This is a genomic window from Pseudomonas sp. NPDC087814 (genome assembly GCF_044742865.1).
Classification (GTDB): domain Bacteria; phylum Pseudomonadota; class Gammaproteobacteria; order Pseudomonadales; family Pseudomonadaceae; genus Aquipseudomonas.
Genome location: NZ_JBIUVK010000003.1, coordinates 147591 through 170854 on the forward strand (window position 1 = coordinate 147591; position 23264 = coordinate 170854).

At 61.0% G+C, this 23264-nt stretch carries 16 protein-coding genes; 6 read left to right on the plus strand and 10 right to left on the minus strand.

Annotated elements, in window-relative coordinates; genetic code table 11:
• The first annotated feature begins 3 nt into the window (after positions 1-3).
• The gene (locus ACIOMR_RS04050; protein ID WP_134326621.1) at positions 4-1155 is read left to right on the plus strand and encodes an acyl-CoA dehydrogenase family protein; all 1152 of its coding nucleotides are present in this window, start codon (positions 4-6) and stop codon (positions 1153-1155) included.
• A gap of 141 nt (positions 1156-1296) precedes the next feature.
• Here the strand turns inward: ACIOMR_RS04050 and ACIOMR_RS04055 are convergent, their stop codons facing one another.
• From ACIOMR_RS04055 to ACIOMR_RS04075, 5 genes are read right to left on the minus strand one after another with little or no spacing between them, the layout of a single operon-like run.
• Complete coding sequence (locus ACIOMR_RS04055; protein WP_003217608.1) at positions 1297-2070, minus strand: enoyl-CoA hydratase; 774 nt, start codon at positions 2068-2070, stop codon at positions 1297-1299.
• 9 nt (positions 2071-2079) lie between these two features.
• Positions 2080-3207: an acyl-CoA dehydrogenase gene (locus ACIOMR_RS04060; RefSeq protein WP_102604354.1), complete on the minus strand. Its 1128-nt coding sequence runs from the start codon at positions 3205-3207 to the stop codon at positions 2080-2082.
• 9 nt (positions 3208-3216) lie between these two features.
• The gene (locus ACIOMR_RS04065; protein ID WP_087693007.1) at positions 3217-4401 is read right to left on the minus strand and encodes an acetyl-CoA C-acyltransferase; all 1185 of its coding nucleotides are present in this window, start codon (positions 4399-4401) and stop codon (positions 3217-3219) included.
• 11 nt (positions 4402-4412) lie between these two features.
• Positions 4413-5180 (minus strand): SDR family NAD(P)-dependent oxidoreductase, encoded by a 768-nt coding sequence (locus tag ACIOMR_RS04070; protein ID WP_401192387.1) that lies wholly within the window; start codon positions 5178-5180, stop codon positions 4413-4415.
• A gap of 22 nt (positions 5181-5202) precedes the next feature.
• The gene (locus ACIOMR_RS04075) at positions 5203-6852 is read right to left on the minus strand and encodes an AMP-binding protein (RefSeq protein ID WP_087693009.1); all 1650 of its coding nucleotides are present in this window, start codon (positions 6850-6852) and stop codon (positions 5203-5205) included.
• Positions 6853-7368: 516 nt separating this feature from the next.
• Between ACIOMR_RS04075 and ACIOMR_RS04080 the strand changes: the two genes are divergently transcribed.
• From ACIOMR_RS04080 to ACIOMR_RS04095, 4 genes are all read left to right on the plus strand, one after another.
• Entirely contained in the window at positions 7369-8259 is an 891-nt protein-coding gene (locus ACIOMR_RS04080) for a bestrophin family protein (RefSeq protein WP_087693011.1), read from the plus strand.
• A gap of 75 nt (positions 8260-8334) precedes the next feature.
• Positions 8335-9393, plus strand: coding sequence for a lipopolysaccharide assembly protein LapB (locus ACIOMR_RS04085; RefSeq protein ID WP_102369052.1), 1059 nt, complete (start codon positions 8335-8337; stop codon positions 9391-9393).
• A 111-nt stretch (positions 9394-9504) separates the two neighbouring features.
• Positions 9505-11007 carry an ATPase domain-containing protein gene (locus ACIOMR_RS04090; RefSeq protein ID WP_102369051.1) on the plus strand — a complete coding sequence of 501 codons (1503 nt, stop codon included), beginning with the start codon at positions 9505-9507 and terminating at the stop codon, positions 11005-11007.
• Positions 11004-12674 carry a response regulator gene (locus ACIOMR_RS04095; protein ID WP_177022834.1) on the plus strand — a complete coding sequence of 557 codons (1671 nt, stop codon included), beginning with the start codon at positions 11004-11006 and terminating at the stop codon, positions 12672-12674. Before ACIOMR_RS04090 ends, ACIOMR_RS04095 begins: the two co-directional genes overlap by 4 nt.
• 30 nt (positions 12675-12704) lie before the next feature.
• Here ACIOMR_RS04095 and ACIOMR_RS04100 read toward each other — a convergent pair whose 3' ends face one another.
• The 5 genes from ACIOMR_RS04100 to ACIOMR_RS04120 form a co-directional block, all read right to left on the minus strand.
• Entirely contained in the window at positions 12705-13082 is a 378-nt protein-coding gene (locus ACIOMR_RS04100; protein ID WP_003217591.1) for a response regulator, read from the minus strand.
• A gap of 78 nt (positions 13083-13160) precedes the next feature.
• Entirely contained in the window at positions 13161-14354 is a 1194-nt protein-coding gene (locus tag ACIOMR_RS04105; protein ID WP_003217587.1) for a hybrid sensor histidine kinase/response regulator, read from the minus strand.
• Positions 14348-14947, minus strand: a complete 600-nt coding sequence (locus ACIOMR_RS04110) for a chemotaxis protein CheB (protein WP_008431027.1) — start codon at positions 14945-14947, stop codon at positions 14348-14350. The genes ACIOMR_RS04105 and ACIOMR_RS04110 overlap by 7 nt, the downstream gene beginning before the upstream one ends.
• Positions 14944-15759 carry a protein-glutamate O-methyltransferase CheR gene (locus tag ACIOMR_RS04115; RefSeq protein WP_003217583.1) on the minus strand — a complete coding sequence of 272 codons (816 nt, stop codon included), beginning with the start codon at positions 15757-15759 and terminating at the stop codon, positions 14944-14946. The genes ACIOMR_RS04110 and ACIOMR_RS04115 overlap by 4 nt, the downstream gene beginning before the upstream one ends.
• Positions 15760-19257: a response regulator gene (locus ACIOMR_RS04120; protein WP_401192396.1), complete on the minus strand. Its 3498-nt coding sequence runs from the start codon at positions 19255-19257 to the stop codon at positions 15760-15762. It lies immediately after the preceding gene.
• 280 nt (positions 19258-19537) lie between these two features.
• On the opposite strand from ACIOMR_RS04120, the gene ACIOMR_RS04125 reads away from it, so the two are divergent.
• On the plus strand, positions 19538-23104 hold the full coding sequence (locus ACIOMR_RS04125) for a hypothetical protein (protein ID WP_401192399.1): 3567 nt from the start codon (positions 19538-19540) through the stop codon (positions 23102-23104).
• Positions 23105-23264 lie beyond the last annotated feature (160 nt).

A 23264-nucleotide genomic window follows, 5' to 3' on the forward strand; every position in this document is an offset into this window, starting at 1 on the left:
ATCATGCAAGATATTGAATTTACAGAAGAACAAGTGATGATCCGCGACATGGCGCGGGACTTTGCCCGTGGCGAAATCGCCCCCCACGCCCAGGCTTGGGAAAAGGCCGGCTGGATCGACGATGCCCTGGTCGCCAAGATGGGCGAGTTGGGTTTGCTGGGCATGGTGGTGCCTGAAGAATGGGGCGGCACCTACGTCGACTACGTGGCCTACGCCCTGGCAGTGGAAGAGATTTCCGCTGGCGACGGCGCTACCGGCGCACTGATGAGTATCCATAATTCAGTGGGTTGCGGGCCAATCCTCAACTACGGCTCACAAGCACAAAAGGAAACCTGGCTGGCGGAACTGGCCAGCGGCCAGGCCATCGGTTGCTTCTGCCTTACCGAACCCCAGGCCGGTTCCGAAGCGCACAACCTGCGCACCCGTGCCGAACTGCGGGACGGCCAGTGGGTGATCAACGGCGCCAAGCAGTTTGTCAGCAACGGCAAGCGCGCCAAGCTGGCGATCGTATTTGCAGTGACCGACCCGGAGCTGGGCAAGAAAGGCATCTCGGCGTTCCTGGTGCCGACCAACACCCCGGGCTTCGCGGTGGACCGTACCGAACACAAGATGGGCATTCGTGCCTCCGACACCTGTGCCGTCACCCTCAACCAGTGCACCGTACCGGAAGCCAACCTGCTGGGTGAACGCGGCAAGGGCCTGGCCATCGCCCTGTCCAACCTCGAAGGCGGACGCATCGGGATTGCCGCCCAGGCGCTGGGTATCGCCCGTGCCGCCTTTGAGGCCGCGCTGGCCTATGCCCGTGACCGGGTGCAGTTCGACAAGGCGATCATCGAGCACCAGAGCGTGGCCAACTTGCTGGCCGACATGCAAACCCGGCTGAATGCGGCGCGCCTGCTGATCCTGCATGCCGCCCGATTGCGCAGTGCGGGCAAGCCATGCCTGTCGGAGGCCTCCCAGGCCAAGCTGTTTGCCTCGGAAATGGCCGAGAAGGTGTGCTCTTCAGCCATGCAGATTCATGGGGGTTATGGCTATCTGGAGGACTACCCGGTGGAGCGTTACTACCGGGATGCGCGGATTACCCAGATTTACGAGGGCACCAGCGAGATTCAGCGGATGGTGATTGCCAGAGAATTGAAAAACTACCAGCTGTAACAGGTATTTCGCATAACCCATGTGGGAGCGGGCTTGCTCGCGAAGGCGGTGGATCAGTCGATACATCGGGTGACTGTAATACCGCCTTCGCGAGCAAGCCCGCTCCCACATTTTTTGATCTTCAGCGTTTCAGGACAGTGTTTACTTGTCCTTGAACTCCGGCGCACGCTTGGCCACAAACGCCGCCATGCCTTCCTTCTGATCCAGCGTGGCAAACGCCGCGTGGAACACCCGGCGCTCAAAGCGCACGCCTTCGGACAGGCTCACTTCAAACGCGCGGTTCACGCTTTCCTTGACCATCATGCTGATGGGCACCGACTTGCCGGCGATCAGGGTCGCGACCTTCAATGCTTCGTCCAACAGCTCATCCGCCGGCACTATGCGCGCGACGATCCCGCAGCGCTCGGCTTCCACCGCATCGATAAAGCGCCCGGTCAGGCACATTTCCATGGCTTTGGCCTTGCCCACGGCGCGGGTCAGGCGCTGGGTGCCGCCCATGCCCGGCAGCACGCCGAGGTTGATTTCCGGCTGGCCAAACTTGGCGTTGTCACCCGCCAGGATGAAGTCGCACATCAAGGCCAGTTCACAGCCGCCACCCAGGGCAAACCCGTTGACCGCCGCGATGATCGGCTTGCGGCGGTTGGCCACGCGGTCGCTGTCGCTGAACAGGTCGTCGAGGTAGATCTGCGGGTAGGTCAGCTCGGCCATTTCCTTGATGTCGGCACCGGCGGCAAAGGCTTTTTTCGAGCCGGTTAGCACGATGCAGCCGATTTCCGGGTTGGCTTCCAGGCTGTCCAGCGCCTGGTTCAGCTCGCTGACCAGTTGCGCGTTCAGGGCGTTCAGCGCTTGCGGGCGATTGAGGGTGATCAGCCCGACCCGGCCCTGCACGTCCAGCAAAATGCTTTCGTAACTCATAGAGACTCCTCAGAGATTGCGTGAAATGACCATGCGTTGAATATCGCTGGTGCCTTCGTAAATCTGGCAGACCCGCACATCGCGGTAGATCCGCTCCAGGGGAAAGTCGCTCAGGTAACCGTAACCGCCGAGGGTTTGCAAGGCTGCCGAGCAGACCTTTTCGGCCATTTCCGAAGCAAACAGCTTGGCCATGGACGCTTCCACCAGCGCCGGCTTGCCGCTGTCACGCAGGGCGGCGGCGTAATGCACCATCTGCCGCGCCACGGCGATTTGCGTCGCCATGTCCGCCAGGCGGAAGGCCACGGCCTGGTGCTCGATGATCGGCTTGCCAAAGCTTTCCCGCTCGCGGGCGTAGTCCCGGGCCGCTTCAAATGCCGCCCGTGCCATGCCTACCGCTTGCGAAGCAATGCCGACACGCCCGCCTTCGAGGTTGGCCAGGGCGATCCGGTAGCCTTCGCCCTCCTCGCCCAAACGATTGGCCACCGGCACCTGCACATCCTCAAACAGGATCTGGCAGGTGTCGGAAGCATGCTGGCCGAGCTTGTCCTCGACCCGCGCGACGCTGTAGCCCGGCGAGTCGGTGGGCACGATAAAGGCGCTGATGCCGCGTTTGCCGGCAGCCGGATCGGTGACTGCAAACACAATCACGATCCCGGCGTTTTGCCCGGAGGTGATGAACTGCTTGCAGCCATTCAAGACGTAGTGATCGCCCTCCAGCCGGGCACGGGTTTTCAGGCCGCTGGCGTCGGAACCGGCCTGGGGCTCGGTCAAGGCAAACGCACCGAGCATCGCACCACTGGCCAGGGGCTTGAGGAACTGCTCGCGCTGTTGATCATTGCCGAACTTGAGGATCGGCACGCAGCCCACGGAGTTGTGCACGCTCATGATGGTCGAGCAGGCGCCGTCACCGGCAGCGATCTCTTCCAGGGCCATGGCGTAGGCCAGGTAGCCGGTATCACAGCCGCCCCATTGCTCCGGGACCAGCATGCCGAAAAAGCCCAGCTCGGCCATTTCACCAATGGCTTCCTTGGGAAAGCGATGCTCGCGGTCCCACTCGGCAGCGAACGGTTTAAGGCGTTCCTGGGCAAATTGCCGGGCGGCTTCGCTGATTTGCAGTTGTTCGTCATTCGGCAGCATAGGTGTTCCTTAGTACAGGCATTCAACGGCCATGGCCGTGGCTTCACCGCCGCCGATGCAGATAGCTGCAACGCCGCGCTTGAGGCCTTTCTGGCGCAGGGCCGAAAGCAGGGTCACCAGGATCCGCGCGCCGGACGCGCCAATCGGATGGCCCAGGGCACAGGCACCGCCGTGGATGTTGACCTTGCTGTGGGGAATCTCCAGCTTGCTCATGGTCACCAGGCTGACCACGGCAAAGGCTTCGTTGATTTCAAACAGGTCGACTTCGTCGAGGTTCCAGCCGGTCTTGCTCATCAGCTTGCGGATCGCCCCCACCGGCGCTACCGGGAACAGGCCAGGCTCATCGGCAAACGCCGCGTGGCCATGGATCACCGCCAGAGGCTTGAGCCCGCGCTTGTGCGCTTCGGACTGGCGCATCAGCAGCAGCGCCGCCGCACCGTCGGAAATCGAACTGGAGTTGGCTGCCGTCACCGTGCCGCCCTCACGGAAGGCCGGCTTCAGGGTGGCGATCTTGTCCAGCTTGGCTTTCGGCGGCTGTTCGTCGTGGATGATGGTTTTCTGTTCCTTGCCCACGGTGACCTGCACCGGGACGATTTCGGCGATGAAGTTGCCGTCGGTGATCGCCTGTTGCGCACGGGTCAGGGACGCAATCGCGAACGCGTCCTGGGCCTCGCGGGAAAAGCCGTTGTGCTCGGCGCAGTCCTCGGCAAAGGTGCCCATCAGGCGGCCCTTGTCGTAGGCGTCTTCAAGGCCGTCGAGGAACATGTGGTCGAGCACCCGGCCGTGGCCCATGCGATAGCCGCTGCGGGCACGGTCCAGCAGGTACGGCGCGTTGGACATGCTCTCCATGCCACCGGCGATGACCACCTCCACGCTGCCTGCCAGCAACGCGTCATGGGCCAGGATCGTGGCTTCCATGCCCGAGCCGCACATCTTGTTGAGGGTGGTGCAGCGCGTGGACTTGTCCAGGCCAGCACCCAGCGCCGCCTGGCGTGCCGGCGCCTGGCCGAGGCCGGCGGGCAGCACGCAGCCGAACAGCACTTCATCCACGGCATCGGAAGCGATACCGGCGCGTTCGACCGCTGCACGAATCGCCGCAGCGCCCAGTTGCGGAGCGGTGAGGCCTTTGAGATCACCCTGGAACCCGCCCATCGGGGTGCGTACCGCGCTGACAATAACGATTGGATCAGTCATGAAAAATCTCCTTATTTGGCTGCCATGCGCAAGGCGCCGTCGAGACGGATCACCTCGCCGTTAAGCATGCTGTTTTCAATGATATGCCGCACCAGCGCGGCGTACTCGCCCGGCTTGCCCAGGCGCGGCGGGAATGGCACGCCGGCGGCGAGGGATTCGCGCACTTGCGGCGTCATGCCCGCCATCATCGGAGTTTCGAAAATACCGGGGGCGATGGTCATCACCCGAATCCCGTAGCGCGCCAGTTCGCGGGCCGCCGGCAGGGTCAGGCTGGCAATCGCGCCCTTGGAAGCGGCATAGGCCGCCTGGCCGACCTGGCCGTCAAACGCTGCCACTGAAGCGGTATTGATGATCACACCGCGCTCGCCATCGGCATTCGCCTCGGTTTCAGCGATAGCCGCTGCAGCCAGGCGCAGCAGGTTGAAACTGCCGATCAGGTTGACGTTGATCACCTGGGCGAAGTTGGCCAGCACGTGCGGGCCATTTTTGCCGAGGATTTTCTCGCCCCGCACCACACCGGCACAGTTGACCAACCCATGCAAACCGCCAAAGGCGGCGACGGTGGCCTGTACCGCCGCTTCGGCAGCGGCTTCCTGGCTGATATCGGCGACCGCGCTGCGGGCCTGCGCGCCGAGCTTTTGCGCCTGGGCGGCCACTGCGTCGGCGTTCAGGTCCACCAGCATCACCTTGGCTCCGGCCGCCACGAGCATCTCGGCGGTTGCCGCGCCGAGGCCTGAAGCGCCACCGCTGACCAGAAAAACCTTGTTCTCAATCTGCATCATTGTTTCCTTGAAGAATGGGTCACGCCGTGGCCGCCTGGGCCTTGGCAATTTCCTGATTACGCAAAATGAAGCGTTGCAGCTTGCCGCTCGGGGTCTTGGGCAGCTCGCTGACAAATTCGATTTCCCGCGGGTACGAGTGAGCGGCCAGGCGCTTGCGCACGTGCTGGCGCAGCTCTTCGGCCAGGGCCGGCTCGGCGCGGTACTGCTCGCTGAGCACCACAAACGCCTTGACGATCTCGGTGCGTTCCGGACATGGCTTGCCCACTACGGCGGCCTCCACCACGGCCGGATGCTCGATCAAGGCGCTCTCTACGTCGAACGGCCCCACGCGATAGCCGGAGGTGGTGATCACATCGTCGCTGCGCCCGACAAAGCTGATGCTGCCATCGGGGTTCAGCTCCACCGTATCGCCGCTGAGGTAGTACTTGCCGACGAAGGCCTTGGTCTTGACGCCGTCATAACCGGCAAACCAGCACATCGGCGATTGCTCGCGGTCGATGGCGAGGATGCCCGGTTGGCCGGCGGGCAATTCCTGATGGTTGTCGTCCAGCACCACAATGCGATGGCCCGGCGAGGCAAAGCCCGCGGAGCCGACGTGCACCGGATGCTCCAGGCCATGGTGATTGCACAGCACCATGCCCAACTCGGTCTGGCCGTAGTGGTCGTGGATGGTCACGCCGAGGTTATCGGCGAACCAGCGGATCACTTCCGGGTTAAGCGGCTCGCCGGCACTGCTGACAATACGCAGCTTGCCCTTGATCGACTTGGCGAACTGCTCGCCCCCGGCGATCAGCAGGCGATAGGCCGTGGGAGAACCGGTGAGGTTGGTAATCCCGTATTTGTTGATGACACGGCATGTGCTTTCGAGGGTGAACGGGCCATCGTAGAAGGTGATCGGGTGGCCCATGGACAAGGGGCCGGTCACGCCGAAATAGATGCCGTAGGCCCAGCCCGGGTCGGCGACGTTCCAGAATGCGTCTTCGGGGCGCAGGTCGACGGCGTCGCGGGTGTAGCTCTGGAACGCAACGATTGCCTTGAGCGGCACGGCCAGGGCTTTCGACGGGCCGGTGGTGCCTGAGGTGAACATCAGCAGGAACGGGTCGTCGGCGCCCAGCAATACGGGTTCGCAGAGGTTGGAATAGTTGGGCAGCTCGGCCCAGAAGCTGAAATCGCCGCGCACGATGCCTTCGCCGTTGGGGCCGGCGACGGTGACGATGGTCGGGCAGTCGGCCACTTCCGTCAGTTTGGGACGGTTTACTGCATCGGTCACCACCAGCGCGGCGCCGGAGCTGTTCAGGCGGTGTTCGATGGCCTTGGGGCCGAAGGCGGTGAACAGCGGCTGATAGACCGCGCCGATGCGCCAGGTGGCGAGGACGACCACCAGCAGCTCGGCGGTGCGTGGCAGGAGGCCTGCCACCTTGTCGCCGCGATTGACGCCCTGGGCCAGGAGGAAGTTGGCGAAGCGTGCGGCCTGGTCTTGCAGCTGGGTGAAGGTGGACGTGGCGCTGCGGCCGTCCTTGCCCTCCCAGAACAGTGCGATGCGGCCAGGTAATGCGTGGCGGTCGCAGCATTCGACGCAGGCGTTGAGGGCCTGCAGGTTGCCCGACAAGGCAGCGTCGACGGTGTGTTGGTAGTTGAACTGGGTGGTGGCAGCCGAGTAATCACGCATCGCTTCAAATCCCTGTGTGTTTTTTATTTTCAGGATGGGTACGTAGACCGGTGAAATAGTCGCTCTAGAGCGGTGGGTGGGCAATGGTCAAAGCTTTCAACTTGGTTGACTGGTTTGGCCAATGGGGGGCGCTGTTTGGTGTGTGTATATCCGTTTTTTGGGTGATGGCTTGTATTGGTTCCGCTCTCACAGCGGCTCACTTTTGAACAGCGCAAAAGAGTGTTGAAGAGCAAAATCAAAAGCTAAAGCGGGCACGGTCCAAATGTGGGAGCGGGCTTGCTCGCGAAGGTCGTTAACGATGACGCTGGCATTCTGGATGAACGCGGCGCCCTCAGATTTTTCGCGAGCAAGCCCGCTCCCACAGAAAAGCAGATCTGCTTTCGCTCTGGTCACCGAAAAAACGGATATGTACTCAATCCCGATAGACCCCACCAATCACCCAGTCAGCCCAAGCAATTGGACGCAACGCAAACATGCTTCTAACCTGACAGCCTGCGCCACCCAAGAAGCCCGCCCATGATCGTCCGTCCCAAACCCAACCTGCTCGGCATCCTGTTCTCCCTCAAGGGCTCGATCGCCAAACGCATTGCGCTGCGCAGCCTGCTGGTCACCCTCCTGGCCTCAGTCATCGTGCTGGTAGAAACCCTGCACCCGGCCTACTTTTCCAAGGTCAACGCCACACCCTTCACACTGCTGGGGCTGTCACTGTCCATCTTCATGAGCTTTCGCAACAACGCCTGCTACGACCGCTGGTGGGAAGGCCGCAAACAACTGGGCCAGATGATCATCGAGATCCGCTCACTGATCCGCGAAACCCAGGTCCTCAACCCTGCCGAACGCAAACACGTCCTGCGCAGCCTGTGCGGTTTCGCCCATGGCCTGATCGCCCGCCTGCGCCTGGAAGACGAAAGCCAGGCGATCAAACCGTGGGCCAACCCAGAACCCGGCCACCCGAACCTCCCCGACAGCATCCTGCAAGACCTCGGCGCCCGCTGCTCGAACCTCGCCGAACAGGGCCACATCAGCGACTGGCGCTACACCCAACTGGAAACCCGGCTGTACGGCCTGAGCCAGGTCCAGGCCTCCTGCGAGCGGATCAAACACACCCCGCTGCCCTTCCCCTACACCTTGCTGCTGCACCGCACCATCTACCTGTTCTGTATCCTGCTGCCCTTCGCCATGGCCGAGCCGCTGGGCTGGCTGACCCCGGTGTTCACCGCCATCGTCAGCTACACCTTCTTCGGCCTGGACGAAATCGGCGACGACCTCGAAGACCCGTTCGGCTTCGACGAAAACGACCTGCCCTGCAACGCCATCGTGCGCACCCTGGAGCGCGAGATTCTCGCCGCCCTCGGCGAAACCACGCTGCCGCCGGCCCTTGAGCCGATTGAGTTCGTGCTGACGTGATGCGGGTTTGACACTCGCGATAACCTGACCGAAGCTGATGGCTTTGCACTAGCTGCCCAGCTTTCGGACGCCTGCATGTCAAAGTCACGCCGTTACTCCATCGTCGGCCTGTGCGCCCTGTTGTTTATTGTGCTGATCACCTGGTATTTCACCCGCACCACGCCGGTGGTGGTACCCCCGGCCATCGCCCATGGTTACGCCAAGGCCTTGAAACAGGCGCACAACGGTGAACCCGGCGCTGCCCGGGTGCTGTATCAACAGTTGGGCCGCCCGGACCTCTCCGATGTGCGCCGCGCCGCCCTGCATGCCGAACTGCCCAACTACCCCAGCCCCCAGGCCCTCAAGTTGGCGGACAAGGACCTGGCCAACGACGCACCGATGGTGCGCGAGGCGGCGATTCACAGCATTGTCGGCCTGGTGCCCAGCGGCCAGCGCACGCTGTTGCTCGGGCCACTGCTGGATGACCCCGAGCAAAGCGTCAGGTTTGCCGCGGCCAATGCCTTGCTCGGGCTGTCCCCGGATACCCTGGGCCTGTACTTCGGCCCGTTGCAGCAAGTGCTCGACGAATACGTAAAGCTGCTCAAGGGCCAACCCGAAAGCCCCGAAGGCTGGATCCAGCTGGCACGCCTGTACATTCACAGCGCGCTGCTGCCCGACGCACAAAACGCCCTGGAGCAGGCGATGCGCCTGCAACCGGACAACCTGCAAGCCGTGGTCGCGCAAATTGAACTGCTGGACAAGCAGGGCAAGGTCGACGAGTCCCGCCAACTCCTGGCCAAACAGTTGCAGGCCCACCCCGATTCGGCCTACCTGCAACATGCCCTGGGCATGTGGCTGCTGCACCATGGCGAGCGCGCCTTTGCCCTGCTCAGCCTGTCCCGAGCGGTGGAGCTCGAACCGAACAACCAGGATTACCGCTACGACCTGGCCACCACCCTGCACGCCCAGCAGGAACTGGAGGCCGCCCAGCGCCAGCTGGAAGAAATCATCCAGCGCAACCCGGCCAATCGCAAAGCCAGGGTGCTGCTGGTCAATTACTGGAAGGAAACCGGCCAGTTGCAGAATGTGCAGGTGCTGCTGGCACAGCTTGAACAGCAGAATCCGGACGACCCGGCGCTGCAACAGGGCCTGTAAAAGCGGTATTTGATACAAAACGTTGAACCGCCACACGGCGCCAAGGTCAAGTAAATATGGCGCGCCCCAGACGGCGCTGCCGACTACTTATTTGTGACCCGAGGGCACTTCTTGTCTACATCCAAAGAGCTGTTCACAGCAAAGGCGGCCACCGGTATTGAAGGTCTGGACGACATTCTTGCCGGAGGGCTTTCCCGTAGCCATTTGTTCCTGCTGGAAGGTGAACCCGGCACCGGTAAAACCACCGTGGCCCTGCATTTCCTCCAGGCCGGCGCAAAAAACGGCGAACGATCGCTGTACATCACCCTGTCGGAAACCGAGCGCGAGTTGCGCCAGGGTGCCAAGTCCCATGGTTGGGACCTGGACGAACACATTCACATCTTTGAACTGACTCCCCCCGAAAGCCTGCTCAATGCCGAGCACCAGCAAAGCCTCCTGTATTCCTCGGACCTTGAGCTGGGCGAAGCCACCCGGCAGATCTTCGAAGTGGTGGAACGGGTCAAGCCTACCCGCGTCGTGATCGACAGCCTTTCGGAAATCCGCCTGCTGGCGCAAAGCTCCCTGCGCTATCGCCGGCAGATCCTGGCGATCAAGCACTACTTCGTGCGCTACGACGCCACCGTGCTGCTGCTGGACGACCTGACCACCGAGTCCCTCGACAAGACCGTACACAGCGTGGCCCACGGTGTGATTCGCCTGGAAGAACTGACCCCCAACTACGGTGCCGAGCGCCGCCGCGTACGGATAGTGAAATACCGTGGGCAGAAGTACCGTGGCGGTTTTCACGACTTCACCATCATGGAAGACGGCGTACATGTGTTCCCGCGCCTGGTGGCAGCCGAGCACCGTGGCGGCTACAACCGCCAGACCCTTACCAGCGGCATCCGCGAGATGGACGCCCTGTTGGGCGGCGGGATCGAGACAGGTTCCAGCACCTTGATCCTGGGCCCGGCCGGTACCGGCAAATCGCTGATCTCGATGATCTTTGCCGCGGCAGCCGTCTCCCGGGGCGAAAAAGCCGCGCTGTTCATTTTTGACGAAGAGCTGGGCCTGCTGTTCGAGCGCATGAAGAACATGGGCATCGACCTGGAGGCCCTGCAAGCCACCGGCAACCTGCTGATCGAACAGGTAGACGCCGCCGAGTTGTCCCCCGGCGAGTTCTCCCATCGGGTGCGCCGCTGTGTGGACGAACGCGGGATCAAGACCGTAGTGATCGACAGCGTCAATGGCTATCAGGCCGCGATGCCGGAAGAGAACGCGTTGATCCTGCACATGCACGAACTGCTGCTGTACCTCAACCGCCGTGGCGCTGCGACCTTCATGACCGTCGCCCAGCACGGGCTGGTGGGGGACATGCAGGCGCCGGTGGACATTACCTATCTGGCCGACACCGTGATCCTGCTGCGTTACTTCGAAGCGCTGGGCAAGGTGCGGCGTGCGATTTCGATCATCAAGAAACGCACCGGCAGCCACGAATCGACCATTCGCGAATACCGCATCGGCAGTCGTGGCATGACCATCGGCGAACCGCTTGATGCGTTCCAGGGTGTATTGCGCGGCGTACCGACCTACATGGGCACCGACAACCCGCTGCTCAAGGATGAAAGTTCATGAGTGGCCTGCCGGCCATTTTCGAACGGGCGATTATTCTGGCGCCCCTGGGTCGCGACAGCTCCCTGGCGTTGATGATGCTCAATGAGGCTGGTTTCAACGGCATCATCGCCAGCCATTTGCAGATGCTCTGCGAGGAGCTGGAGCACGGTGCCGGCTTGCTGGTCATTGCTGCCGAAGCCCTGCGCGGTATCGACCTGGAACCGCTGCTCACGTACCTGCATCAGCAACCGGCGTGGTCAGACCTGCCGATTGTGCTGATGACGCACCACGGCGGCAGCGAACAGAATGGCTCGTCGCACCTGAGCACCTTGCTGGGCAACGTGACGTTCCTGGAGCGTCCGTTCCACCCGATCACCCTGATCAGCCTCGTGACCACGGCGCTGCGCGGACGTCGTAGGCAATACGAGGCCCGCGACCGGCTGATCGACCTGAGCCAGAGCGAGCAGCGCCTGCAAAGCACCCTGGAAACCCTTGAGCAACAGGTGGAAGAACGCACGGCGCAGTTGCGCAATAACGAAGAAGCGTTGCGCCAGTCACAGAAAATGGAAGCCGTCGGCCAATTGACCGGCGGCATCGCCCATGACTTCAACAACATGCTGACCGGCATCATCGGCAGCCTGGAACTGCTGCGCAGGCGCGTGGCTCGGGGCCGCACCGAAGACCTCGACAGCCTGATCGACCTGGGTGTCACGTCGGCCAACCGCGCAGCAGCCCTGACCCACCGCCTGCTGGCCTTCTCCCGGCGCCAGTCGCTGGATTCGAAACCGGTGCAGATCAATCAGCTGGTGAGCTCCATGGGTGAGCTGCTGCAACGCAGCCTGAATGAAAGTATTGCCCTGGATATCCGCCTGACCGAGCAACTCTGGACCGCCGAAGCCGACCCCAACCAGCTGGAAAGCGCCCTGCTCAACCTCGCCATCAATGCCCGGGATGCGATGCCCAACGGCGGCAAACTGGTGGTGGAAACCACCAACCGCCACCTGGACAGTGTGTTTACCGCAGCCTACGGCACCCTCACCCCTGGCGACTATGTGGAACTGAGCGTCAGCGACACCGGTTGCGGCATGCCCGAGAGCGTGATCAGCCGTGCATTTGACCCGTTCTTCACCACCAAACCCATCGGCCAGGGCACCGGGCTGGGGTTGTCGATGATCTACGGGTTTGCGCGCCAATCCCACGGGCATGTGTCGATCCACAGTGTGGTGGGCCAAGGCACCACCGTCAGCCTGTTCCTGCCGAGGTATGTCGGCGAGGTCATTGCAGATGAACCGCTCAACCCGGCATTGCTGCCGTTCGCCAATGCCGGCGAGACCGTGCTGATCGTCGAGGACGACCCGGCCGTGCGGGTGCTGGTCAGCGCCGTGCTGAGTGAACTGGGCTATGCCTTCGTCGAAGCCGGTGATGCCGACAGTGCCATGCCGATCATCGAGTCCAGCCAGCGCATTGACCTGCTGATCAGCGACGTTGGCCTGCCCGGCATGAACGGCCGGCAACTGGCGGAGATCGGCCGGCAGGTGCGGCCCGAGTTGAAGGTGTTGTTTATTACCGGCTATGCAGAGCATGCGGCTGTACGGGGCGGTTTTCTGGACCCGGGCATGCAGATGATCACCAAGCCGTTCACCTTTGATCTGTTGACGGCAAAGGTGAGGGAGATGATCAAGGCTTGAAGAGGGAGTGTGCTCCCTCTTCTCAAGACGTTAAGCCAACAGCCGCTGGATATGTTCCTGCAACGTATCCAGGTCAAACGGTTTGGCCAGGATCGGCGCATTGCGCGTGATCGGGCTGTTGCAGTCGAGAATCTCCTGCGGGTAACCGCTGATGAAGATCACTTTCAATTCCGGTCGCAGCTTGATCGCAGGCTCGGCGATCTGCACCCCGGAAATGCCGCCAGGCAGGCGGTAGTCGGTCACCATCAGGTCCAGGTGCGGCTTGGTGGCCAGGATTTCAAACGCCTGCTCACCGTCAATCGCCTTCAACACCCGATACCCCAGGCCCGCCAGGTACTCGCCCAACACAAACATAATCGATTCGTCATCTTCGACGATCAGTACAACATCTTGTGCATCTTCACTCATGGGAAGCCTTTGTCCGGTCAATTGCTGCTGATACGACCATGGGGTCACGCAGAGGTTGCGTCGGATTTGCGATTGATTTCATGCCCCGGCCTCCAGGGGCAGGCAGACGCGGAACAGCGCGCCCTCGCCTATCCGGCTTTCCACTTCAATGGTCCCGCCGTGGGCCGCGATAATCTGCTCGGAGATAAACAACCCCAGGCCCAGGCCCGCCACGGCATGGTTGGCCGACACGCGTTCGAACTGTTGGAAAATACGCTTCTGGTTGTCTTCGCTGATGCCGATCCCGTGGTCACGTACTTCTACCCGCGCTTCGCCATGCTCGGCGTACACCCGCACTTCCACCGGGCTCTTGGCCCCGTAGCGCAAGGCGTTGGTCAACAGGTTGGACACCACCTGTTCGATACGGAATTCATCCCAGTTGCCTACCACCGGCCCTTCCTGGACCCAGGCCACCGAAGACTCCGCCGCCGCCACCTGCGGCGCAAAATTTTCCAGCAGGTTGTGCACCAGTTGCGTGAGGTCAAAGCGACCGGGGCGGATCGACAGCTTGCCCGTGCGAATGCGCGACACGTCGAGCATGTCTTCGATCAGGCGGATCAGGCTCTGGATCTGCCGCTCATCGCGGTCGACCATGGCATGCATCTTGTCCAGGGTAAACGCTGCGGCGTTGTCCCGGGCAAGGTGCATCTTGCGCAGCTGGGTTTCCAGGATCAGCCCGTTGAGGGGCGTGCGCACTTCGTGGGCGACGATCGACATGAAGTCATCGCGCATGCGCACGGCCTGCTCCAGTTCGGCCTGGGTGGCCTGCAAGCGCGTGAGCAAGGCTTCCTGCTCGCGCCGGCTTTGCTCCAGGGCTTCAACCTGCTGCTTCATCGCCTTGCTCTGGCGGTACAGGTCAACGAATACGTTGACCTTGCTCTTGACCGCGTGGATATCCAGCGGCTTGTGCAGGAAATCCACGGCGCCGCTTTCGTAGCCCTTGAACGCATAGTTGAGCTCACGGCCGGCAGCGCTGACAAACACGATGGGAATGTTCTTGGTCTTTTCGGTGCCGCGCATCAGCTCGGCCAGCTCGAAGCCGTTCATGCCCGGCATCTGCACGTCGAGAATGGCCATGGCGAACTCGTGCTCCAGCAGCAGCGACAAGGCCTCGTCGGCGCTCAATGCCTTATAGACCTGGCGGTCCTCGCGCTTGATCAGCGCTTCAAGGGCCAGCAGGTTTTCCGGCAGATCGTCGACGATCAGCAGTTTGGCCTGGACAGTACTTAACATGGGGAGGATTCCAGGGAAGCCAGCAAGGTGCCGATGCGGCTCAAGGTGAGGATATGGTCAGGTTCATGCAGCGCCAGGGCGGCCCGGGGCATCACGGCGACGCGGGCCTCCAAAGGGTCCTGCACCACCGTGGTACCGCCGCTCTGCTTGACGTGGGCCAGGCCCCGGGCGCCGTCCTGGTTGGCCCCCGTCAGCAAAATCGCCAGCAAGCCCTTGCCGTAGACATCGGCGGCTGAATCAAACAGGTAGTCGATTGCCGGGCGGGAATGGTGCACGCGGTCCTCCTGGCTCAGTGACAGGCTGCGGTCGTGCTCCACCGACAGGTGATAACCGGGGCCGGCAAAATACAGGGTGCCGGGCTGGATCACTTCCTTGTCGCGGGCCTCCACTACCTTCATCGATACGCGTCGGTCAAACACTTCCGCCAACTGGCTGCGGCGCTCGTCGGGCAAATGCAGCACGGTAATGATCGGCAGGCCGAAGCTCGCCGGCAGCTCGCCAAAAATGCTCAGCAATGCCTCGACACCGCCCGCGGAAGCGCCGATCACAATGGCCTCGATCCCGGATACCGGGCTGGCAGTAGCTTCATTCATAATTTTCGGTAGATCCGTTCTTGCTTGACCAGGGGTTCGAACTGTTTGCTGTAGGCGGAAAAGTCCAGGGTTTCCTTGCTGCCCAGCACCAGGAAGCCGCGGTGACACAGCGACTCATGGAACAGTCCAAACGCCCGATCCTGCAACTTTTTATTGAAGTAAATCAATACGTTGCGACAGGAAATTAATTGAGTTTCGGAAAACACGCTATCGGTCGCCAGGCTGTGATCGGCAAACGTCACGTTCTCCCGCAGGGTCTTGTCGAAGATCGCATGATCGTAAGCCGCCGTGTAGTAATCGGCAAACGAACGCTGGCCACCGGCCTGTTGGTAGTTGTGGGTATAGGCGCGGATGTTCTCGAGGGAAAAGATCCCCTGCTTGGCTTTTTCCAGGGACCGGGGATTGATGTCGGTGGCGTAGATGATGGTGCGTTCCAGCAGGCCTTCCTCACGCAACAGGATGGCCATGGAATACACCTCCTCCCCGGTACTGCAGCCCGCGATCCAGATCTTGATCGACGGGTAGGTCTTGAGCAGCGGCACCACTTCCTTGCGAATCGCCAGGAAGTGCGAGGGGTCGCGAAACATTTCGCTGACCGGAATCGTCAGGAACTGCAGCAACTGCATGAACGCCGTCGGGTCATGCAGCACCCGTTCCTGCAAGGCCGAGATGGTGGCGCAGTCGAACTGACGCAACGCATGGGCCACGCGGCGCTTGACCGAAGCGCCGGAGTAGTCGCGAAAGTCGTAGCTGTACTTGAGGTAAATCGCCTCAATCAACAAGCGCAGTTCGATGTCAGTGCTTCGTTCCAATTAAATCCGTTCCATCTTGGGTAGCCACACGCGAATCAATGAAAACAACCGGTCCAGGTCGATGGGCTTGGCCAGGTAATCGTTGGAGCCTGCCGCCAGGCAGCGCTCCTGATCGTCCTTCATGGCCTTGGCCGTCACCGCGATGATCGGCAGCTTGCGCCAGCGCGGGTCCTGGCGGATCAAGGCAGTGGCCTCGTACCCGTCCATCTCCGGCATCATCACGTCCATCAGTACCAGGTCGATGTCATCGACTTCATTGAGTTTCTCGATCGCCTCGCGGCCATTACGGCCGATCACGACAATCGCGCCCTTGTGCTCCAGGGCACTGGTCAGGGCGAAGATATTGCGTACATCATCATCCACCAGCAGGATCTTGCGGCCCTCGAACACCTTGTCGCGGCTGCGGGCAGTCCTGAGCATTGTCTGGCGTTCATGGGACAACTGCGATTCGACTTTGTGCAGAAAGAGTGTCACCTCGTCCAGCAGGCGCTCGGGGGAACGCGCGCCCTTGATGATGATCGAGCGCGAATACTTGCGCAGTTCGGCCTCTTCATCGCGGGTCAGGTTGCGCCCGGTGTAGACGATCACCGGCGGGAACGAGCAGATGTCCTCGATGGACATGCGCTTGAGCAGCTCGTTGCCGAGCATGTCCGGCAGCTTGAGGTCGATGATCATGCAGTCGTAGATGTGGGTGCGCAGCAGGTCCAGGGCCTCCTGGGCGAAGCCTACGGCGGTGATCTCGATATCATCGTCGCCGATCAGGCGGGCAATGCTGTCTCGCTGAAGGTCATCGTCTTCCACCAGCAGCACACGCTTGACCTTCTGCGTCAGCTTGGCTTCCAGGCGGGCGAACACATCCTTGAGCTCTTCGCGGGTGGTCGGCTTGACTGCATAGCCCACGGCGCCCATGTGCATGGCGGCTTCGACGCGGTCTTCCACGGAAATCACGTGCACCGGGATATGGCGGGTCCCGGCATGTTCCTTGAGACGTTGCAGCACGGTCAGGCCGGAATGGTCCGGCAGGCGCATGTCCAGCAGGATCGCGTCGGGAATGTACTGTTCCGCCAGGGCGTAGCCTTCGTCTGCGCCATGGGCCACCAGGCAGTGGTAACCCAGTTCATGGGCGAGGTCGAAGAGGATGCGGGCAAAGTTGGGCTCATCTTCCACCACCAGGATGCAACGCGTGGCGAACGGAGCCTTGTCGCGGTCATCGATAAAGCGCGGTATCTGCGCTTCGTGGGCGATCGGCATCGGCGACACCTTGATCGGCGCCGGTGCAGGCACAGGGACTACCGCGCGCGGCTGTTCCAGCGCCGGGGTGTCTTCGTCACGCTCTACATAGTGCTCGGGCACCACCAGGGTAAAGATACTGCCCTGGCCAGGTTCGCTGGTGACGCTGATATAGCCGCCCAGCAGGTTCGCCAGGTCCCGGGAAATCGACAGGCCCAGGCCGGTGCCGCCGTAACGACGGTTGGTGGTGCCATCGGCCTGGCGGAACGCCTCGAAGATGCTTTCCTGCTGGTCCGGGGCGATGCCAATCCCCGAGTCGCGTACGGTAAAGGCGATGCCCTCCCCCGGTGCCCGGGATACCGACAGGCTGACCTCACCTTTCTCGGTGAACTTGATGGCGTTGGACAGCAGGTTCTTCAGAATCTGCTCCAGGCGCTGGCGGTCGGTGAACAGCATGTGTGGCGAGCCTTCCTGCACCTCCACCTGGAACCCGAGCTTGCGGTCGTCCGCCAGCGGCTCGAACATGCCGCGCAGCCCATCCACCAGGCGCGCAACGCTGGTGTTCTCCGGGCGCATTTCCAGCTTGCCGGCTTCGACCTTGGAGATATCGAGGATGTCATTGATCAGGTTGAGCAAGTCGTTACCGGCCGAGTAGATCGACTCGGCGAACTTGACCTGTTCGGCGCTGAGGTTTTCCTGGGGGTTCTCCGCCAGCAACTTGGCCAGGATCAACGAGCTGTTCAGCGGCGTGCGCAGCTCGTGGGACATGTTGGCGAGGAATTCGGACTTGTACTTGCTGGAGCGCTGCAACTCGTCGGCGCGCTCTTCCAGCTCGATCTGTACGCGGTTGAGCTGGACGTTCTTCTGGTCCATGGCATCGCGCTGCTCGGCCAGGGTCTGGGTCTGTTCGGCCAATTGTTCGTTGGTCTGCTCCAGCTCCGCCTGTTGGGTTTCCAGGTGGGCCTGGGACTCCTTGAGGATGCGCGACTGTTCTTCCAGCTCTTCGTTGGCGGTCTTGAGCTCTTCCTGCTGCACTTGCAGCTCTTCATTGAGCTGCTGGGTTTCGGCCAGCACTTCCTGCAGGCGCTGGCGATAACGCGCGGCTTCGATGGAGGTGCCGATGTTGTCGGCAATCAACTCCAGCAGTTCGACATCACGGTCATCGAGTGCACGCAGGAAACCCAGTTCGATCACCCCGTTGACCCGGCCATCATCGCTGGTCGGTACCACCAGCACGCTGCGGGTCGAACCTTCGCCGAGGCCGGAACTGACCTTGAAGTAATCCACCGGCACATCGTCCAGGCGAATCAGGCGGTCCTGCCGGGCCGATTGGCCGACGATGCCTTCGTCGTTGTAGATCGACTGTTCCTGCTGCTCCTGCTCGCGGGAGAAGCCATAGGTCGCCACGCGTGTGAGGCCGCCGTGCTCTTCACGCACGTACAACGCCGCCACCGCCGAGCCCATGTACTGGGCAAAGAACTGCAAAATGTTGCGCCCCAGCAGGTTCAGCGTCAGTTGGCCAAGGACCTGCTCGGCCAGCTCGGTCTGGCCGTTGCGCAACCAGGCTTGCTGCTCGAGGCGCTTGGCGATCCTCTGCTGCGACATCAGGTTTTCGCTGTAACTATTTGAAAGTTCTAAAAGATTCTTTCGGCCTACATACGCCAGGAAGCCACTCAGGCCGAGCACAAACACCAGGTACAAGGTGACGCTGATGATCGTGGTGCGGGTAACGTCTTCGTTGCGGGTGATGCGGAACTGTTGCTCCATCGCCACCGCCCGGTCGTACTCCTTGCGGATCTCGTCCGTCAGGCTCTTGCCACGCCCGGCTTTCACGGCGGTGCGGTAATCGCCGTTTTGCCGCTGCATGTCAATCATCGACTGGGCGTAGGTGTTCCACGCCTGTTGCAACGATTCCAGACGCTTGAGCCGGTCCACCTGCTCCGGATTGTCCGCCACCAGTGCCTGCAAGTTGCGCAAGTCGGAAATGATCCGCGGCTTGGCCACTTCGTACGGGTCGAGGAAATGCTCGTCACCGGTAATCAGGAAGCCGCGCATGCCGGTTTCCAGGTCCACGGTCAGTTTCGAGGTTTCGTTGAGATTGTTGATTACCCGGTCGGTGTGTTCGACCCACTGGATCACCGACAACAGGTAGGTGATCAGAACGACGAAAAACACCGCGCTGAGCACGCCAACGCCCAACGGCAGTGCCACGTTGCGGCCCAGCAATTTACGGAAGCTTTTCTCATCGACGGACGACGCGGGAGTCATGGGCATGCCTTGGCCAATACGGAAAAACGAGGAGTTTGCCCCAAAGTTGCGCCTGAGCGCTATTTTTCTGCTACCCGTAGCGACATGGATTACATAACCCATTGATAAATAGACGAATGGATGTGTTTTTAACACTCGGCAATTGACTTTCCTTCTTACATGGGAACCGAAGTGAGCCTGGAACGTTGTGTGTGGGCCGCCCCACCCAAAGGGGTGCCGTGGGGAACAGGGAACCTCCTCGGAAAAGGCGCGTATCTCCTAATAAAACAGGTACCCACCGATGCAAAATGTCAGCCACCTCTCCGTGCAACAGCCTGCGCCCCAATTCTTTTCCTCCCCTGCTTCCGGGGCATCGTCCCTGAGCCCCCAGCCAGCCACGCCCCCTGCCGTTGCAGCAGCGCCAGCATCAGCCGCCAGCCGCTCCGATGTGCTGAAACAGCCCATGGCCGACCGGCAGAACTGGCAGAACCTGCTGGACGCCATCAACCTCGCTGCCCCGGCCCTGCAAGACTACGACACCGCCCCCTATGTACAGTCCGTCCTGAAGCTCACACAAATGGCCATTCATCCGGACTCATCCCATCACAACACCCTGGACATGGGGACCAGGGTCAACCAAAGCCTGGAGGCATTCCTGAATGCCAACGGGGTGCCTCTGCCAACCTCCAAGGCCGAGTTGCTCAAGCTGAAACTGGAAGCGACCGTCAGGATCGCCGCCCACCCTTTCGGTGACCTGGGCGGTGCCTTGTCCTGGCCTGCACCGCTGGACCAGAACCAGCAAACTCAGTTGCGCCTGCTTGCGATGAACCACGCCCACCACCTCGGCGATCAGCCGCAAGTCACGCAGACAAAGAGCGTCCTGGACTTTCTCGCGTACCAGAATCCCATTCCTGTGGCCGCCTTGAACGACCCGGCGAAGATCCTCGAGTTTCTTTTAAGCTCGCCCGAAGGCCAACTGATGGGCCAGGCCCTGCAGCGCGGGCTCAATGGTATCGAGACCAAGAACAGCCATTACGACTACCTGCTGGCCGCCATCAGTGCACAGATGGATCCCGAGTCAATCCAGGCGCCTCAACGGAACAAACTGGCCGGTTTCGACGTGGCCAGTGAAGAACATTGGGGCAAGCCGGCCTCTGCCATCGTCAACGGGCTGAGCGCACACCTGTCGAGCGAGGGCAGAACGAGCCCCGAGATGGCCCAGGCGGGTGCTTACGTATTGCTGGCAAGAACAGCCCCGGAGTTCCTGATCAAAGACATCCCGGCCAGCGTGACCTATGGCAGCCCGGCCTGGGTCAACCTGGCGGTTGCGGCGGCGTCGATTGAAGCGCAGTCGCCGGGCTCGGTACCGAACATGACTTTCGCCCAAGTGATGCTCAAGGCCGAAAGCGCTGCACTCGCCGAGCCCGCCGTGACCCAAAGCGCACAGAGGGCAGCGCTGATTGATTGGGCCGTGGCCAACGGCGTTATCAGCAAACAACCCAACGATGCCTACAGCCCCGACCAGCTGGAAGCGATACGCGTCGAGTTCACTCAGCAGGTGGATGAACGCATGAAGGCCTCCACCCTGCTGGAGACCGATATCCCGAGCCGCAAGGCCATTGCACTGGCCCAGCTCAAAGAGCGATTTGGCGAGGATGTGCCGTTTGAAAAAAAGGCCCTGACGGTGAAGGACACCCGCCAACAACAGTTTGGCGTACCGCTCTACGACCCAAACCGCGCACCTGCGGGCCTGCATTCGTTGCTGGACATCGCCATGAGTGGCTTGGGCGATTACACCTGGGAATCCAAGGATCCAGACATCACCCAGGCACTGGAAGGCCAGTCGCTCAAGTTCGACGTAAACGCGACATTTCAAAAGCAGTTTGAAGCGTCGATCAAGTCGCTGAACGACGGGGTTGCCACCACCGTAAAGCACCTGATCGCCAGCCTGCCGCTGGAAGATCGAAAAAACATCGAGCAGGGCAACCTCACTTTTTACCAGCCCTCTGTTTATCAATTGGGCCCAAACCTGGTCACCTCGCTTTTCAAACCGATTAAAAATGAGCTGCTGATACAGGTAGAGGGTGGCACGGAACCTGTTACCTATAGGCTGGACATAAAAAACGGCAGCATCAAAAAAGTAACGCCCCAGGATTTCTCTGCGAGTACCTGGGAACTGGCGATCGAGGAAAACAGAATAAAAAAATTCGACGCTTCAGAGGCCAGTGAGCCCGAGCGCTCAGCCAGTACAGACACGAACCCACTGCCTCCCAACAGCTTTGCCACCGCCCGTACCCAGTACATCGCGGAGGCATTTGTCGAAAACCTCGACCTGGGCAACGAGGATGTCGTCAAGCAAGCCAAGGGCGCCACGACCTACGACAAGCAAATGGAAACCGAGTTGAAGGTGACCCATTTCTTCCTCGACCTCATTCCCTTCAAGTCAGCGATTGCCAACTTTACCAAGGGTAATTACCTGGAGGGGGCGATTGACCTCCAGCTGGACCTGCTGGGCTTTGTCAGCCTGGGTTCGTCCAAAGCGGCACAGGCGGGCACAAAAGCCCTCAGTGCAGGCGCCAAGGCGCTGAATGTTGCCAAAAAGATCGGTGTCGCCACCATCGGCGCCTTGAACCCGGTGGGCGGCTTGGGCGATTTGCTTCTGGGAGGCGCAGGACTGATTAACCGGGGCGGCAAGTTTGTAGTCGAAAAAAGCATTAACGGGCTAAACAAACTCAAGGGGGCAGCCGGCAGCCATGACCTGTTGAAAGCCGCCGGCAAGGAGCATGGCGTCGCGGCAATCGGCACCATCAAGCTGGCGGATCAAACCTTCGAAGCCTCCGCTGTATTGAACAAGGGCGAATGGTACGCGTACGACGCCCTCAAGAAACAACCCTATGGCCCACCGCTGAAGGGGTTCACGCCACAGACCGTGTCGGTCCAGGACAACGTTGAAAGCTTCTGGGAGTACTTTGTCGGAGGGCCGGCCACCAAGGCGCAAAACACACCCTCCAAGCAATTATCCAACTCATTCAAGGCTACGCAGGAACACGCCAGAACAACGAGCCACGATGCGTATATGCGTGGCTATAACAACGGGGTAGTGGATGACATCCCGGGCTACTCGGGCTCCATGGATATCGCAGAGCTCATGGAACTGGCACTTAAGCCGAATCGAAGCCCCGAAGAAATCGGCGCCCTGGCACAGTCAATAGGCAAAAAGCGATCAGAAGTCGGCCTTAAAAACTATGAGTTCTACAAAGCCGAAATTGAGCGCATCCCCGGCATCAAGCTCCGGGGCATGCCCCAGAATTTCTATTTGAGCCAGGTGGACACGGTGACCGGAGGCGAATGTGGCGTGTTAGCCAACGCAATGGCCTACGCCGTGTCCGTTGGAAAACAGGACGAGTACATCGACAAGCTTTTCATTGCAGCGGCAACCAAGGAAACCAACCCGAAATCGGCGAGGTTCATCAAGGACATGAGCGAAGCCCAGGATCACTTCAGAAAGCGACCGCACTCGGCTGAAGTCGTCACGCAAAAGTCCTATCAGGCCATCATCGATGACCTGGCCAACGCGACGACGTCCAAGACACTCATCATCGCCACGCCCGTCCACGCGATGACAGCGGGAGTGATCGTGGAAGGCGGCACGCGAAAATGGTTCTATTTCGACCCCAATTTCGGATTGGTCAATTTTCCGACCGAGGACGCCATGAAGAAAGGAATGAAGGAATCGCTGGCCAACAGTAAGGCGCCGCTCATCCCGGGAGCGTTTGGGACGCCGACAAACCCGGAATATACGGTCAGCACCTTCAAGGCAAGCGAGAACCAGAGCCGGGTCCATGGGTTGGTGTACGGATCCCTTTAACCGATAAAACCGGCAGCTTGAGACCATGGCCGGGGCTTGCTGGTTGTTCCAGCAAGCCCCTGGCAAGTGGGTGGCGGTGATACGCGACATTTGTAGCCGTTACCGGCACAATGTTTTGCTTATCTGGGGAACTTGCCGGGACCGACAATACTCAGGATGA

Coding starts and splice junctions, on each gene's coding strand:
- ACIOMR_RS04050 (WP_134326621.1), top strand. CDS start 4: ATGCAAGATATTGAATTTACAGAAGAACAAGTGATGATCCGCGACATG.
- ACIOMR_RS04055 (WP_003217608.1), bottom strand. CDS start 2,070: ATGAGTTACGAAAGCATTTTGCTGGACGTGCAGGGCCGGGTCGGGCTG.
- ACIOMR_RS04060 (WP_102604354.1), bottom strand. CDS start 3,207: ATGCTGCCGAATGACGAACAACTGCAAATCAGCGAAGCCGCCCGGCAA.
- ACIOMR_RS04065 (WP_087693007.1), bottom strand. CDS start 4,401: ATGACTGATCCAATCGTTATTGTCAGCGCGGTACGCACCCCGATGGGC.
- ACIOMR_RS04070 (WP_401192387.1), bottom strand. CDS start 5,180: ATGCAGATTGAGAACAAGGTTTTTCTGGTCAGCGGTGGCGCTTCAGGC.
- ACIOMR_RS04075 (WP_087693009.1), bottom strand. CDS start 6,852: ATGCGTGATTACTCGGCTGCCACCACCCAGTTCAACTACCAACACACC.
- ACIOMR_RS04080 (WP_087693011.1), top strand. CDS start 7,369: ATGATCGTCCGTCCCAAACCCAACCTGCTCGGCATCCTGTTCTCCCTC.
- ACIOMR_RS04085 (WP_102369052.1), top strand. CDS start 8,335: ATGTCAAAGTCACGCCGTTACTCCATCGTCGGCCTGTGCGCCCTGTTG.
- ACIOMR_RS04095 (WP_177022834.1), top strand. CDS start 11,004: ATGAGTGGCCTGCCGGCCATTTTCGAACGGGCGATTATTCTGGCGCCC.
- ACIOMR_RS04100 (WP_003217591.1), bottom strand. CDS start 13,082: ATGAGTGAAGATGCACAAGATGTTGTACTGATCGTCGAAGATGACGAA.
- ACIOMR_RS04105 (WP_003217587.1), bottom strand. CDS start 14,354: ATGTTAAGTACTGTCCAGGCCAAACTGCTGATCGTCGACGATCTGCCG.
- ACIOMR_RS04110 (WP_008431027.1), bottom strand. CDS start 14,947: ATGAATGAAGCTACTGCCAGCCCGGTATCCGGGATCGAGGCCATTGTG.
- ACIOMR_RS04120 (WP_401192396.1), bottom strand. CDS start 19,257: ATGACTCCCGCGTCGTCCGTCGATGAGAAAAGCTTCCGTAAATTGCTG.
- ACIOMR_RS04125 (WP_401192399.1), top strand. CDS start 19,538: ATGCAAAATGTCAGCCACCTCTCCGTGCAACAGCCTGCGCCCCAATTC.